Below are 13,513 nucleotides of genomic sequence, written 5' to 3'. Positions count from 1 at the left end.
CGTCCCGCCGAGTGCAACGCCATGACTCTCTTGAACATCGCCAACAGAGTCATGGCGTTGCATCACCAGGGACACGACCGCCCTTCTGCCCAAGAAAGTTGACACGGGACAAACGGCGGTGACGATTCGTCAAGTCGCGTATGAGTAAGGGGGAACCTCAGTGAAGCTTTCGCGCTCAGAGGGAAACGGCATACCGCACAGCTGTAGCATTCTTCTCTCGCAATCACGGTCTACGCGACATGGGTGGGGGCAGTCGGCGCACATGGGGGAAAGAGGCGAGTCGACTGGAACGGTGCAAAGCGGGCTCTCTGTCTGGGAGCTCCTCGGGATGGCAGCCGGCGGGATCCTCGGCTCGGGGTGGCTCTTCGCCGCAGCTGCTGCTGCTCGCGCGGCTGGCTCGGCGGCCATATGGTCCTGGCTGATCGGCGGCGCGCTCATGCTGCTGGTCGCCGCCGTGATGGTCGAGCTGGGGACGGCGATCCAACGCACCGGGGGACTGATCCTCCATCCGTTGGACAGCAGCGGGCGGCTGGTGGCGCTGATCGTCGCAGCTGGCCTCTGGGTTGCCTACGCGACAATTCCCGCCGTACAGGCGGTGGCTGCGACGCAGGGCATCGCGCACTGGTACCCGGGCCTGGTGGCTGAGCCCCACACCGGCCGGCTGACCGCGGCCGGGACGGCCTGTGCGGTCGGCCTGATGGCGCTGGTGCACCTCCTCAACCTGATGGCTCCGCGGTTGTTCGTCCGGTTCAATCTGGCGCTGACCGCCTTCAAGGTTGCCGTGCCGGTGCTCATCGCAGCATTGCTGCTGGCCTCGTCGTTGACCGCCCACCACGCCGTCTCCGCTCCGGTCCCGGCCGGACACAGCACCCTCTCGGCAGCCATGTCTGCGGTGGTGGGAGGTGGGGTGGTCTTTGCCTATATAGGCTTTCAGGCCCCACTGGACCTGGCCGGCCACGTCCGGGCGCCTGACGCAGCCACGAAGAGCCGACTGCTGCGCCGGGCCGTGTACGGGACGGTCGTGGCCACGGTGGTGCTTTACACCCTGCTGCAGACGGTTTTCCTTGGGCACCTGCACGAATGGGGTGGTGGCGTGCTGACCTCCCCGTACGCCGCATTCGCGACTGCTGCCTCGCTCGGCTGGCTCTCCATTCTGGTGCTGGCCGATGCCATCGTGTCGCCGGCCGGCTCGGCGCTGGTTTTCTCGCACGCACTTACCCGGGAGATCGCCGAGCTCAGCCACAACGACCTGGTACACGGAAGGCTTGCCGACGCACCGCGCTCGCGGATTTGGCTTCCGTGGGGGCGCCGAGAGCGCATCTACTGGGCGGTTCTTGCGGTCGACTTCCTGCTGGGTGCGGTCTTGCTGTTCGCCGCCCGTGGGAACTGGAGTGATCTCGCGGCCTTCAACAGCATCCCGCTGCTGGTCGTCTATGTACTTCAAGGGGTGTGCCTGCTCACCCTCCCCCAGGTATCCGAGGCGTACGGCCAGCGACGCCGACAAGTGCACTGGCTACTGGTCGGCGCGAGTTTCGTCGGTGTCAGCCTGGTGCTCTACCAGAACGGCTGGCATCCGCTCTCCTTGGGCCTGGCCGGGATGGGTGTGATGCTGCTGGTCCTGCTGGTGGTGCCGTTGCTGCTGCCTGGCGGGGTCGAGCCGCTGCTTCATCAGATCCATCGCCCTGAGCACCGGCTAGAGCTAAGGCCGGCGGTGCCCCTGCTGGGGATGCTGGTGACATGGCTGTTGGCCGACCTGTTCTTCCGCTCGGACGCGGGTCTGCACAGCCGCGGCGCCGTGGTCGCCGTTGGCGTCCTCGTGCCGCTGCTGACACTGGCTGCACTCTGGTGCATGGTGCACCACTCCCGGAGGTACGCACGTGCGCAGCAGCGAAAGATACCGCGCGGGCCGAGGCAATTGAGCGACTCCTGATCACATGCTCTTCAAGGTCACGCTTGACTGGCTCAGAACCACGACAGCCCTTGCGCCCAGCTCGCCTCGGCTGTGAGTCCCGCTTCTCGCAGTGCGTTGCAAGCCGCTTCCCGCCGGGTGGTGTCTCCCCACATTCCAACGGTGCCCTTGAACAGGTCCCTGCGCGCGTCCTCGGGCACGTCCGCGCCGTGCAGCCGCCGAGCAGCGGTGACCACATCTGCAGATTCGACGCGCATATCCGACTTCAGTAGCTGGTGCAAGGCCTCCCAGCCCTTCTTGTGCAATGGAGTCTCTCGAAGGCGTACAGCGATGTCCGCGACCACGTCTCCCAAGTGCGCCTCCGGAACCGACCGTGCGGGATTGACCAGATCGGCGAAGGCGGCCCGCACCGCGTCAGACTGGTGGTCCTCCAATGCGCCCAGGCAGTCCGTGAACAGCGAGATGTCCGCACCGTCCGCCAGGACCTGCTCGGCCAGCTGCTCCCCCATTACACGGGCCGCGGTGCGCAGATCACCGCGGCCCTTGAACCCGCTGAACCGGCCCTTCAACGAGTTGATGCGCTCGAGGATGCCGGTCAGATCTGGCCCGGTCCGCCCTGCCACCTGCCGCGCGGCCGCGAGCCACAGCTGCCGGATGCACTCGGGGCCCGCGTCCAAGTGCTGGTGCAGCTCACCTACCAACCAATCCAGTTGATCCAGTGCCCTCGGTCCTCCCTCGGATCCGGTGGACACCACGTCATCCATCAGGGCGGGTAACCCGTCCCGTAGATCGTCCTTCCGCCACCAGTTGGTGACCAGGTCGACCAGCCTTCCGCGAGTCCGCCGACGTGCGGCCAGCCTGCGCAGCTCCGCGAAGTGCTCGGACTGTGCCTGTCTGAGGGCACTGCAGGCCTGTGCGACATGCTCGCCGGACCAGTGATCGGCGATGTGCCGGCTGAGCATGTTGCCGGACTCCGAGGCCTCGCATCCATCCATGAGCGAGACCACCAACCAGCTCATGGACGGCAGTTCGTCGGGCACGTCGGAAAGTGCCAGGTCAACATACCGCTCCAGGATCGCCTCGGAAGGGCTGAGGAAGTGGAAGGCCCCCACCAGATCGTGGATCCCTTTGAGCCCGCTGGATCTTCGAGTGTCACCGGCCCCTGCCGTGGCGCCGCGCCCTCGGTCCTGTGCATCGGCTGCCTTTGCCGCGGTACCGCGCCTCGCTTGCTTCGCGACCTCCTGCAGACACACCGTGAGCAGAGTATGTGCTTCGGCCCGCAATCCCTGGTCGCGGAGGACGAAGTACAGCAGCGCCTTGTCGAAGGCGGTGCGTCCGGAGTCGGCGTCTGCGAACGAGGCCAGCGTCCGATCGCTGAGTAGCGTCGACTGTGCCTTCCGGCATGCCTCGACGAAGGCTGCCACGTCGGTGACGAGCCGCTGGCGGGCAATGGCCTGGACGAGGCTGTCGATCACCGGCTGCTCGGCCTGTTGTCCGTGTGCGCCGTGCTCGTCAGCGTCATGCTTGTCGTCTTCGACGACCAAGGCCGTCGCGACGGCTGCAGCATCCGCAGGGGAACGGCTGAGGGCGGCGCTCGCCAAGACGGTCAGCCGATCCCGCTCGTCCAGCTTTCTGGATTCCCGGACCAGCTCGTCGATCGGCTTGCGCTCGGCGAACGTCTGAAGGAAGAGGAGTGCGTCCGAGGCCTTTGACTCGGGGGCATGCCGACGGATGTACTCGATGTCCCGCTTGAAGTTGTCGATGGACCTCTTGACGGCCGATGTGGCCGACAGACGCACGCGCGGAACGTCAGTGCTTCTCGGGCCTTCGAACCCGCTGTCACCCAGCGCGCCCCGCTCTCCAGCCCTGGACCCGCCCTCGGCTGGTTCTGGGATCACGCACCCTCCGGCACCGGCTGCAACTTGCGTTCCACTGTTGTCCAGTACTGGTAGAACTCCTCGGGATCGCTGTAGGCCGTGCACGCCCAAGTATCGATGCGCTCCGCCAGGTACTGGCTCTGATCGTCCTGTTGCAGCTGGGGCCTGCGCAGTTCGGCCACTATCTCCCCGGCGATCAAGGGCTTCTGCTGGAGCTGGGACGTGTAGTGCTCGAAGTTCAGCTTCAGCACCTTCGTCCACTCATCGATGTTCTGCGGCTCCTGGATCTGGGTGCGCGAGCCCGGGGCTACCTGGTTGGTGAACAGTATGCTGTCGCCGCGCCCCTTCAGGGTCATCTCAGGTACCTGGCCGCTGTGCGCGTCGCAGTCGGCCATGTCCCGCCACACGGCCTCGCGAAGGAAGCTCAACGTCCAGTCGCTGTCGTATCCCTTTGTCCCGTTGTCGAGTTGGTGGAGGAGGTGCCCGCTGAAGGCTGTGCACTGGGAAAACTCGTCCGGCAGGTGCGGACAGCCTTTGGGATCGGCGAGATTGCGGTCGCCTTCGAGGGCGGACAGCACGCAAGTACCGCCGTCGGGATGGCCGAGCACTCCAGGGAGTCCGTCCGTACGCAGCCCCTGCGGAGGTGTGTCACCCCCCAGCCCGGGGAGCTTGTTCGAAAAGCAGCAGTCGGCTATCAGCACTTTGAGCGAGGCGTTCGAGGTGCGGATGGCTCGGTAGAGATACCAGCTGTTCAGCCAGGTCCATGGCTCGTTCTTGCGGGATGACTCGACCGCGAAGTGCACCTGCGCTCCAGGAACGTCCTCCCAGGCAGCCCCGTGGCCGACATAGACCACCAGCAAGGTGTCGCTCGCTCCCACCAGCCTCGCTTTCTCTTGAAGTGCCGCCATGACCTTGGGCACGGATCCGAGTTGGGCCCGGTCCAGGACGGTTAAGTTCTCCGGTCCCCACAACGGGTCTTGCTTCAGGACCCGTTCGTAGAGATCCCCGCTGGCCGCGATCGAGGCGTGGCGCTGCAGGCCGGAGCCGTCGGCGTATTGGGATGGTGCGATCACGATCGCCTGCGATGCCATCTCAGTCCTCCGCGCCATTCTGCTCGGCTTCGCCCTGCTCGGGATTTTCATCGGGCTCGGCGACCGTACGTTGCTCGATCTCGGTTGTTGGAGGGGAGACCCACCGTTCCTTGAGCTCGGCGAGCACGGTTTTGGCACCGGCCACGATCTGCTCCACGGAGAGCTCGGTCGCCTTGGTGAGCGCGACGATGAGGATGATCTCCGCTATGCCGCCGGCGAGGTGGGAGTCATTCGGCTCTTTCGGCGCCCACTGGACGCCGGTTTTCTCGGCGAGTCTGTCGGCAAGCAGCGTGGGGTCGTCCAGGCCGAGGTTGCCTCGGACGGTCACCGCGATCTCCGTCGCCACCATTCTCCCCCTCCTGCGCCGTCGCCTGCGAAGGCTCGAAGGCGCACAGCAGTGCCCGTGCGACAATACGCCGCCACCCCACCACTGTGCCTAGGTATCACCCACAGGCGAAAGCCGATGGCGCAGCCCCTTACGCAACCATTACAACTGTCGGGCGGTTGGTTGGATCGCGCTGAGCGAGACGGCTGTCCGCGGCGGCGTCTACATCGACGCCCGGGCATCCGACGACAGCGGACACCGCGCGCCCTCGACTTCCGGGACGGCTGACAGCTGCAACCCACCGCCGCATGGCGCACCAAGGACTTCGACGGCGTCCACGTACGCAATCACGCCAAGTTCCTCGCGATCGACCACCGCCAGCTGCTCGTGACGAGCGCGAACTTCTCCCGGGGCGCCGAGCACAACAACATCGAGTTCGACCTCATAGCCGACGGCCGCATCTACGGTAGGGGGTCGTGTTTCGGCTGGTGGCCTTCGGACATGGGCTTCAGTGCGGGGCTGTCGTGGACAGTGACGGCGGAGTCGCCGATGACCAGGGGCAGTCCGTTCGCGTCCGTCAGAAGGTGCATCTTGGAACCTGGCTTGCCCCGGTTCACGGGGCTCAGACCTGCGGGCCCCTACGCCCCCACCAGCTCCAACGTCCCCCTCAACGGCGCCACCATTAGGCCCACCGCCCAACTCCCCCCCTCGGACACGTCAAGTGAGCCTACGGTTTCGCTGTGAGTCCTGGTCGAGAGCCATCTCGACCAGGACTTTTTGTTGTTCGGGTTGGTAGGTGAGGGAGAGGGCGAGCTCTTTGTAGATCTCGGCTTTGTCGCGCTCCGGGCTACGACTCGATCACAGGGCACCGCCCGCCGAGGAGGAGTCGGCTGCCGCCCGCCTCGCCCGCGACCTGGCCCGCTGCGCCGTCCGCCTCGCAGCCACGCTTGGTGTACCGCTGGAAAGGATCGCGATCGAGTGCGACGAGCAGCGGGCCCGCGTCACGGCCCGTCCGGCGCACGCTGCAGTACATGATGAACGTGTCGCACTGCCAGGCCGCGGCAGCGGAGTGCCGGCACTCCGCTCGCCGAGGGCGATCACGTCGGCCAGCTGCCGGGCCTCGCACCGGCCTCGGTTGCATGCCGCTATGCGGCGCCGGTCACCGCCCGCCAGCTGGATCCGGGGAATTGGACGTCCACCCACGAGCCGTCGCGGAAATGGATGCGCACCATACCCCCCGCAACATCGTCAGGGCGGACCCAGTGCGCGAGCTCGATGTCCTTGACGGCCGATGACGGGCACTGCCAGGCGACCTCGGTGCCGTAACGTCCCACGTACACCAGCGCCAGGCCCTCTGCGCCGGACGCCAGTACGCGGCGTCCCCGGATCGAAAGGCGCGCCGCGAGCTCGCCGGCCGTCGATGACCAGCCACCCTTGAGCCACTTCTCCTGACGGCGACGTTCCGGACCGCGAAAGGGACCGACGAACGCGTCACCGAGGGAGCCGAACGGATCCAGAATCCAGTCGACGAACCCGGCGCCGGCGTCCGCTGCACGGTCGCCCGCCGTGCGCCGCCCCCGGTGGGGAAACACGTCGGAGGCGGGGCGCAGCCTGCGCGGGGGACGCTTGGCGGTCACGGGCAACCTTGCTGCCTCGGCCCACGCCGTGGGTGCACCGAGCGCGGCGGTCGCGGCCGTGATCGATTGCGTGTCACGCTGCTGCGGCTGTCGAGGGGAACGCGCCACTGGTCACTTGCTCCTTGATGCGGTATCGGTCCGGACGGTACTGGATCAGCCGAAGGTGCTGCGCACGTCGCGGTCGCTCGCTGATTCGGCGGCGTGCATCCGCTCGTCGAAGCTCTGCGATGCGGGCCGGGCGTCGTACTCGGCGTGCCGCTGCGCTGTCCCCTCGTCGGAGAACTCGGTCATCGCCTGACCGATGGGTTCGCCCACGTCATTGCCGAGGGCTGGGGCGACGACGCCCTTCTTTACGCCCTTCTTCACCCCTTGGTAGATCGCGTACTCGGTGAGATCCGCCCCGGTGCCGAGCCGGTTGCCGTCCTCATCCTTGGCTCTGAAGCGCTTGAGGCCGTTGCGGTAGCTGTTGGCGACCTTCTTGCCCGCGCCGAGCCGCTTCATTTCCTGGGCGAGTTTCTCGGCGCGGCGGATCGCCTTGAGCCGCTTGGCGATGTCGGTGAGCTTGTCGGCCAGGCTCGCGGTGATCTTCACGGCGCGCAGGACCTTCGTCGCCACACCCGCCGTGGCGACCACAGGCCCGATCGCAGCCGCTACACCGGCCGTGACCAGGGACAGAATCGCGCTGGTCACGAGGGCCGCGGCCACCGTCTCCAGGATCTCCATGATGAGGTCGATCATCAGCTGCTCGGCCGTGGCGCAGGCTTCCGCTGCCGTCTCCAGGAGTACGGCGACGGTCTCCATGTCGTCCGCCTCGCCGGACAGCGCTTCCTCGTACGCGGTCAGCTTCGCATCGAAGGACTCCTGCGCCCCGCCCTGCCAGGAATGCGCCAAGGGCCGCGCTCTGTACGTCGTACCCAGACATTGACCCGCCCCGGCCTTCCCCTGCGCCCCACGTGTCACGGAACGGTGAGACTAACAATTGCAGCTGTGCCGCTATGGGCAAGGTGCCTCGGCTCCGGAGCTGTCCCCGTGAGCCTGGTGCCACGTCACGATTGTTGACTGCCGTCCTCATGGTTCTCGTCAGAGTCACTCAAGGTTCGCAAAGCTGGCACGTGGGGTGCTGGCACCCGCGCCCAACGCCCATCTCCCATACCAGTCGTCAGCACGCTGTACCGGCCTCGCTGTGCACGACGCACTCCATGACCGCCAGCCCCAGGCCAGCACCCGCTTCATCGTCCCTGGTCCCCACGACGGTGTGGCTCCCCGTCCCCGACCAGCATCCGGAGACCGACGCCCGGCCGGGCGCACTCCTGCTCGACCGGGCCGTGGACAAGATCCCCGGCAAGATGCTCCCCGCGATCGCCGCGCATGCAATCCGCACAACGTCCGCTGGGCCCGCCGCCGCGGGCACCACCTCGCCGTGATCCAGCATGAGGACGTGCTGGTGTTCAGGGCGGGCTCCTGGCCCCTCGGCGTGGCCCGGTACCGTCCGCGAAAACCATCTGGCGGGGCGCGCCGGACGAGGGCCCGTGTCGCGGCGAGGCGCCGTCCGCGGAACTGAAGTTCCAACAGCTCGTCGGTCAGGCCGACTTCTCCGCGGCCTCCTTCGCCCCGATGCGTGGCCGGGCCACGATGGACCGCAGGCGAGCCGCTTCGGGGTCGGCGGGGCGCCGTGTGTGCCAGTCCGTCACCGCCTGATACGCCGCAGCGACCTCAAGCAGGCGGTCCTCCTCGTACGGTTGGCCGCCGAGGATCACACCGGCAGGCACGTTGTCGCCAGAGAAACCGATCGGGAAGGCGATCTCCGGCAGCCCGAGGATGTCGAACGGCACGGGGCTGGTCTGCAGTAGTACGTCGCAGCGGGCCATCACCTCGTCCAGGACTTCGCGCAGGAGATGCGTCTTGGCCCGCTGTGCCGTGATCCACTCGTCGCCGGAGATCATCAGCCCCTGCAGCCAGCTCAGCAGCGACACCCCGAACTTGGCCGGGTCTTCGCGCAGCCAGTGCCGGAACGGCTCGGTGCGTTCGGACAGGCGTGCCGCGTTGAACGCCCCGGTAAGCAGCTCCCAGTCGTCGGGATACGCCACGTCGAGGAGGGTGACCCCGGAGATCGCGTCGAGCCGGTCCAGGAAGGCCTTCCGCAGCCCCAGCCCGTCACCGGCCAAGAAGTCCGCCGGCACCCCGACCCGCGTCGCCCGGCGCATCCGCACCGCGCCGCCGCGCCCCACGACGGGCGTCGCCGACGTAACGAGGTCGGGCACCGCGGGCAGGCCGAGCGTGCGCGGGTCGCCGGGGTCGGGACCGGCCATGACGGTGAGCATGAGCGCGGCGTCCATGGCGTCGCGGGCCAGCGGACCCGCGTGATCGCGGGTGTACGACAGCGGGATCACGCCGTGGATCGATACGCGCCCCATGGTGGGCTTGAGTCCGGTCAGGTTCTGCTGGTTGGACGGCAGCACGATCGAACCGCCGGTCTGCGTGCCTATCGATGACACCGCGAGCCGCGCCGCGACAGCGCAGGCAGGCCCGGTGGACGAGCCGCCCGGATCGACCGAGGGGTCCTCGGGCGTCCAGGCGTTGACGGTGGTGACCGTGCCGTTGGGCTTCGTCGCCCGCGTCGTGGCGAGCGGTCCCATCTGCCCTTTGCCGAGCACGATGCCACCCGCTGCCTTCAGCCGTGCCACGGCGGTCGCATCGTGGTCGGGCACGAAGTCCTCGAAGATGTACGAGTTGCAGCGGGTCGGTACCTCGGCCGTGAAGTAGTTGTCCTTGATGCACAGCGGGATGCCGCGCAGCGCACCCTTGGGTCCGTCACCGCGGTCCGCCTTGCGCGCCGCTGCGAGTGCGCTGTCCGCGGTCACCTCCGCGTACGCCTGGTACGTGACGTCGTACCGCGTGATGCGGTCGAGGTGTGCCTCCACCAGCTCGACCGACGTGAGCCGTCCCCGCGCCATGAGGGCGGCGGCCTCGGCGAGCGTGGCCTCCGACGGATCGCTGCGGGCGGCGTCGCGTACGTCGATGTCGGGGACGGCAGGGGGCTGTTGTGCAGCGGCCGCGGCGTGGGCGGGCGTGGCCCCGGTCGTGGCGACGACGGTCGCCGCCGCGGAACTGGCAAGGAATGTACGCCGGTTGAAGGCTCTCGATGTTCTCACTGTCGGCCTCCCCGCGCCTCGTCGATCGACGGATAGATCAGTGGAGCGGACTCCTGCTGTGCGTGGGCGGCATCCGTCGCGGGCGGCGTCCAGGAGGACAGGGCACCGGGCGTAGACGCCACGAACACCCGTAGTGAGGCGAGCGCTTGGGCGCGCGTCGGCACCCCGGATTCCGGATCGGCTTCTTCGGGCAGCTTGGCCAGGTCGAAGCCGGCCAGGGCCAGCCGGGCCCGTATGTAGGCGTCCAGTTCTTCCTCGCTCAGCGAGTCCATGCTCACAGCTCCTCCGGAATCGGACACGGTTGACACGGTTGCGGTGACTTCATCACCGGCCCGTGAACTTCCCATTGAGCATGTGCTTCACAGCCGTAACGCGCCTACCGGCCTCCCGACGTCGACCGCGTTGTAGGTCCCGAACTTCGCTGTCCACCAAGGATTTCGAGTGCGAGGACCGTCACCGTTCCGACGACGACGCCCTGGCCCGCGAGGTCCGCGAGGACGGACGGGAGGTGGTCGAGGAAGGGGCGGCCGAGTGTGGGGAGGCCCAGGCCTGCCATCAGGGCGAGTGCGACGAAGAGGAGGCGGCGCTGATCGTCCAGGACCTTGCCGATGAGACGCAGTCCCGCGAGGCAGACCGCGGCCGCAGCCGGTAGGAAGAGGCCGCCGACCACCGGGGCCGGGGTCGCCACCAGGAAGGCCCCGATCTTCGGGCAGAAGGCCAGCGTGATCATGATCAGGGCCGTCGCCCGCACCGCACGCCGACTGGCGACGCCCGTCATCTGCACCACCCCCAGGTTCTGCGCGTAAGCGGTGGTCCCGAAGCCGCCGAACAGTCCGGAGACGAGCGAGCCGCCCGCTTCGCCCGCGACGCCCGCGCCGAGGCGGCGGGAGGTGAGCGTGCGTCCTGTGTGCTCCGCCGTCGCCTCGTAACAGCCGATCGCCTCGATCACCGCGACCAGGAAGATCACGGTCATGGTCACCGTCAGACCGGCGTCGAAGGTGAGCGGCCCGTACGGCAGGAAGGACGGCAGCCCGAACCAGGCGGCGTCCGCGGCCACGCCGAAGTCGAGCCGGCCGAAGACACCGGCGAGTCCGTCGCCGAGGGCGAGTGCGAGGAGGAACGCGTACGGACGGGTGCGGCCGCGGCCGAGTGCGTATACGGCTCCGCAGGTCACCACCGCGATGAGAACGGTCGCGGGCGCCGCGAACCCGGGTGCGGACGGTTCGCCGCCGAAGAACTCGAGGAAGGTGAACTGGGCGAGCACAAGCCCGACCAGGAGCATCACCGTCCCTGTCACGGCCGGTGTGAAGAAACGGCGCACGCTGCCCAGGACGCCCGTGACGGCGGCGAGGAAGACGAGGGCCGCGCCGATGACGAGGCCGGTCGTCGCGGCGGCGAGCTGCCCGGACTTGGCGGCGGCGATGGCCATCGCGTCGAACGCGGACGAGGGTCCTTCGACGATGGGCAGCCGTACCAGGCGCCATGTCTGGACGAGGGTGGCTAGACCGGCGGCGAGGAAGGTGACGGCGACCAGGTTGGCGGACAGCCCTGCGGAGAGACCGCCGACCCCGGCGATGAACAGGGGGTCCAGCCAGACGTTGGAGACGAGGAGCTGCTGCAGGCCGACCAGGGCGGTCTTGCCCGGCGGCAACTTGGCTTCGACGTCGGGCGCGGGTGGCGTCTGCGGGACGTCACCAGGCGCTGTATCCGTATCTGTATCTGTATATAGAACCGTATCCGTATCTGTATCCGTATCAATCGGCTTGATGTCGCTCATGCCACCGCACCCCCGATCCCCTGCATCCGCGCGGCGATCCGCCTGTGATCCCGCAGCGCGTCGGCGAGCCCCGGCAGCCTCGGTTCCCCGTCCTCGACAAGGACCCGGCCCGCGACCACCGTGGCCCACGCCCGCGAGGGCCCGCAGCGCAGCCATGCCTCGACCTGATCGGTCAACGCACCGGCCAGGGCGAGCGGATGGGTGTCCCAGACGACGAGGTCCGCGCAGGCGCCCGGCCGCAGGTGGCCGAGTTCGTCCTCGCGTCCCAGGCAGCGGGCCGAGCCGCGGGTCGCGATGTCCAGGGCGTCGCGCCCGGTCATGGCCGTGGGGCCGCCCCGGTAGCGGCCGAGCAGCAGGGCGCCGCGCGCCTCCATCCACAGTGAGGCGTGATCGGTCGAAGCTGATCCGTCGCAGCCCAGGCCGACGGGCAGCCCGAGCTCCCGCATCTCGCGCACCTTGGCCGTATCTCCGCAGATGAGCATGTTGGAGCTGGGGCAGTGCGCCACGCCGACCCCAGCGGCAGCCAGACGACGGATCTCCTCGTCGCTGGGGTAGATGCCGTGCGCGACCCAGGCGCGGTCCGTCATCCAGCCCGCCTGCTCGAAGTACTCCACCGGGCGGCAGCCGTACACCTCTTGGCAGTACGTCTCCTCGTCGCGGTCCTCGGCGAGGTGCGTGTGCAGGCGTACGTCGAGGCGCTCCGCCAGCTCGGCCGTCGCCGTCATCAGCTCCTTCGTCACCGAGAACGGCGAGCACGGGGCGAGCGCGACGCGGATCAGCGCGCCGGGTGACGGGTCGTGGAACGTACGGACGACGCGTTCGCTGTCGGCGAGGACCTCGTCGTCGGTCTGCGTCACCGAACGCGGCGGCAGCCCGCCGTCTTCGACCGACCGCGTCATGGAGCCGCGCGTGGCATGGAACCGGAAACCGATCTCACGGGCGGCCGCGATCTCCGCATCCACGAGGCGTGGGCGCGGATGCACGTACAGATGGTCCATGGAGGTCGTGCAGCCGCCCATGAGGAGTTCCGCCATACCGACGTAGGCGGACGCGTGTACGGCCTCCTCGTCCAGCGCCGACCACAGCGGATACAGCGTGGTCAGCCAGTCGAAGAGTGAGCCATTGACGGCGGGCGCGTAGGAGCGGGTGAGGTTCTGGAAGATGTGGTGGTGGGTGTTGATCAGCCCGGGGGTGACGAGTCGTCCGGTGGCGTCCAGGGTGCGCCGCGCCGGCGGTCGTGGCGTGGAGCTGTCCCCGACAGCCGCGATCCGTCCGTCCCGCACGGCGAGCCAGCCGCCGGGAATCTCGCATCCGCCGTCGACGACCAGCAGAGCGGCGTCGCGGATGAGGAGATCGGCTTCGGGGACGGGAGCACTCTCTGCGTTCCGGGGGTGATGGTTCGGCGGCGCCATGCGGGGCCTCCTCGGGCAGGCGCACGCACCTGGTGCGCCAAACCCCGCTCCCGGGAGGGGCGGACGGCGGACGTCACCGGCGCGTGCGGACAGCGGTGCCGGAACGTCCTCGCCCTACGGGCGGGCACGAGCCGACCTGGATGCGCTGCCCTGTCCCGGGGCCGTGCGAGCCTCCGGATCGTCACCGCCCGACGGAACGACGTGCCCGCACCGCTGCGCGGTGATGGGCCGACGGGACCGGGGTGGACGGGCCGAACAGGACGGTAGGCAGGGAGTGTTGCGGGTGCGCGCCCGTGCGGGTTTCGAGGCCGTTACGCCGACTCGGCCGGAGCG

The 13,513-nt window shown here is 68.4% G+C and carries 12 protein-coding genes and 1 pseudogene; 2 read left to right on the top strand and 11 right to left on the bottom strand.

Features of this window, described 5'->3' with window-relative positions; all coding sequences use genetic code 11:
- Window positions 1-262: 262 nt before the first annotated feature.
- Window positions 263-1,930 (top strand): APC family permease, encoded by a 1,668-nt coding sequence (locus ACP4E5_RS11185; protein WP_425827512.1) that lies wholly within the window; start codon window positions 263-265, stop codon window positions 1,928-1,930.
- Window positions 1,931-1,962: 32 nt separating this feature from the next.
- On the opposite strand, the gene ACP4E5_RS11180 is transcribed toward ACP4E5_RS11185, so the two are convergent.
- The 7 genes and pseudogenes from ACP4E5_RS11180 to ACP4E5_RS11150 all read right to left on the bottom strand — a co-directional run bounded on the left by ACP4E5_RS11180 (window position 1,963) and on the right by ACP4E5_RS11150 (window position 7,730).
- Window positions 1,963-3,708, bottom strand: a complete 1,746-nt coding sequence (locus tag ACP4E5_RS11180) for a hypothetical protein (RefSeq protein ID WP_425827510.1) — start codon at window positions 3,706-3,708, stop codon at window positions 1,963-1,965.
- Between the two features lie 95 nt (window positions 3,709-3,803).
- Complete coding sequence (locus tag ACP4E5_RS11175; protein ID WP_425827508.1) at window positions 3,804-4,877, bottom strand: hypothetical protein; 1,074 nt, start codon at window positions 4,875-4,877, stop codon at window positions 3,804-3,806.
- Between the two features lies 1 nt (window position 4,878).
- Window positions 4,879-5,226: a hypothetical protein gene (locus tag ACP4E5_RS11170; RefSeq protein ID WP_425827506.1), complete on the bottom strand. Its 348-nt coding sequence runs from the start codon at window positions 5,224-5,226 to the stop codon at window positions 4,879-4,881.
- Between the two features lie 446 nt (window positions 5,227-5,672).
- A pseudogene (locus ACP4E5_RS11165) lies at window positions 5,673-5,831 on the bottom strand (IS5/IS1182 family transposase); the annotation flags it as partial.
- Window positions 5,832-6,049: 218 nt separating this feature from the next.
- Window positions 6,050-6,235, bottom strand: coding sequence for a hypothetical protein (locus ACP4E5_RS11160; protein ID WP_425827504.1), 186 nt, complete (start codon window positions 6,233-6,235; stop codon window positions 6,050-6,052).
- 112 nt (window positions 6,236-6,347) lie between these two features.
- Window positions 6,348-6,839 (bottom strand): hypothetical protein, encoded by a 492-nt coding sequence (locus tag ACP4E5_RS11155; RefSeq protein ID WP_425827502.1) that lies wholly within the window; start codon window positions 6,837-6,839, stop codon window positions 6,348-6,350.
- Window positions 6,840-6,992: 153 nt separating this feature from the next.
- The gene (locus ACP4E5_RS11150) at window positions 6,993-7,730 is read right to left on the bottom strand and encodes a hypothetical protein (RefSeq protein WP_425827500.1); all 738 of its coding nucleotides are present in this window, start codon (window positions 7,728-7,730) and stop codon (window positions 6,993-6,995) included.
- A gap of 308 nt (window positions 7,731-8,038) precedes the next feature.
- On the opposite strand from ACP4E5_RS11150, the gene ACP4E5_RS11145 reads away from it, so the two are divergent.
- Window positions 8,039-8,263 carry a hypothetical protein gene (locus ACP4E5_RS11145; protein WP_425827498.1) on the top strand — a complete coding sequence of 75 codons (225 nt, stop codon included), beginning with the start codon at window positions 8,039-8,041 and terminating at the stop codon, window positions 8,261-8,263.
- A 156-nt stretch (window positions 8,264-8,419) separates the two neighbouring features.
- Here the strand turns inward: ACP4E5_RS11145 and ACP4E5_RS11140 are convergent, their stop codons facing one another.
- The 4 genes from ACP4E5_RS11140 to ACP4E5_RS11125 all read right to left on the bottom strand — a co-directional run bounded on the left by ACP4E5_RS11140 (window position 8,420) and on the right by ACP4E5_RS11125 (window position 13,180).
- Window positions 8,420-9,991, bottom strand: a complete 1,572-nt coding sequence (locus ACP4E5_RS11140) for an amidase (RefSeq protein ID WP_425827496.1) — start codon at window positions 9,989-9,991, stop codon at window positions 8,420-8,422.
- Window positions 9,988-10,263 carry a hypothetical protein gene (locus ACP4E5_RS11135; RefSeq protein WP_425827494.1) on the bottom strand — a complete coding sequence of 92 codons (276 nt, stop codon included), beginning with the start codon at window positions 10,261-10,263 and terminating at the stop codon, window positions 9,988-9,990. The genes ACP4E5_RS11140 and ACP4E5_RS11135 overlap by 4 nt, the downstream gene beginning before the upstream one ends.
- A gap of 104 nt (window positions 10,264-10,367) precedes the next feature.
- On the bottom strand, window positions 10,368-11,768 hold the full coding sequence (locus ACP4E5_RS11130) for a uracil-xanthine permease family protein (RefSeq protein WP_425827492.1): 1,401 nt from the start codon (window positions 11,766-11,768) through the stop codon (window positions 10,368-10,370).
- Complete coding sequence (locus tag ACP4E5_RS11125; RefSeq protein ID WP_425827490.1) at window positions 11,765-13,180, bottom strand: 8-oxoguanine deaminase; 1,416 nt, start codon at window positions 13,178-13,180, stop codon at window positions 11,765-11,767. The genes ACP4E5_RS11130 and ACP4E5_RS11125 overlap by 4 nt, the downstream gene beginning before the upstream one ends.
- Between the last annotated feature and the right edge of the window lie 333 nt (window positions 13,181-13,513).

It is taken from the genome of Streptomyces fractus (assembly GCF_049844455.1).
In the GTDB taxonomy this organism is placed as follows: domain Bacteria; phylum Actinomycetota; class Actinomycetes; order Streptomycetales; family Streptomycetaceae; genus Streptomyces; species Streptomyces fractus.
Note: the sequence above shows the minus strand (reverse complement) of the source record. Positions and strands in the feature narration are given on the sequence as shown.

Excerpts from the sequence above, each read along its gene's own strand:
- ACP4E5_RS11185 (WP_425827512.1), top strand. The coding sequence starts at position 263 with ATGGGGGAAAGAGGCGAGTCGACTGGAACGGTGCAAAGCGGGCTCTCT.
- ACP4E5_RS11175 (WP_425827508.1), bottom strand. The coding sequence starts at position 4,877 with ATGGCATCGCAGGCGATCGTGATCGCACCATCCCAATACGCCGACGGC.
- ACP4E5_RS11170 (WP_425827506.1), bottom strand. The coding sequence starts at position 5,226 with ATGGTGGCGACGGAGATCGCGGTGACCGTCCGAGGCAACCTCGGCCTG.
- ACP4E5_RS11160 (WP_425827504.1), bottom strand. The coding sequence starts at position 6,235 with ATGTACTGCAGCGTGCGCCGGACGGGCCGTGACGCGGGCCCGCTGCTC.
- ACP4E5_RS11145 (WP_425827498.1), top strand. The coding sequence starts at position 8,039 with ATGACCGCCAGCCCCAGGCCAGCACCCGCTTCATCGTCCCTGGTCCCC.
- ACP4E5_RS11135 (WP_425827494.1), bottom strand. The coding sequence starts at position 10,263 with ATGGACTCGCTGAGCGAGGAAGAACTGGACGCCTACATACGGGCCCGG.
- ACP4E5_RS11130 (WP_425827492.1), bottom strand. The coding sequence starts at position 11,768 with ATGAGCGACATCAAGCCGATTGATACGGATACAGATACGGATACGGTT.
- ACP4E5_RS11125 (WP_425827490.1), bottom strand. The coding sequence starts at position 13,180 with ATGGCGCCGCCGAACCATCACCCCCGGAACGCAGAGAGTGCTCCCGTC.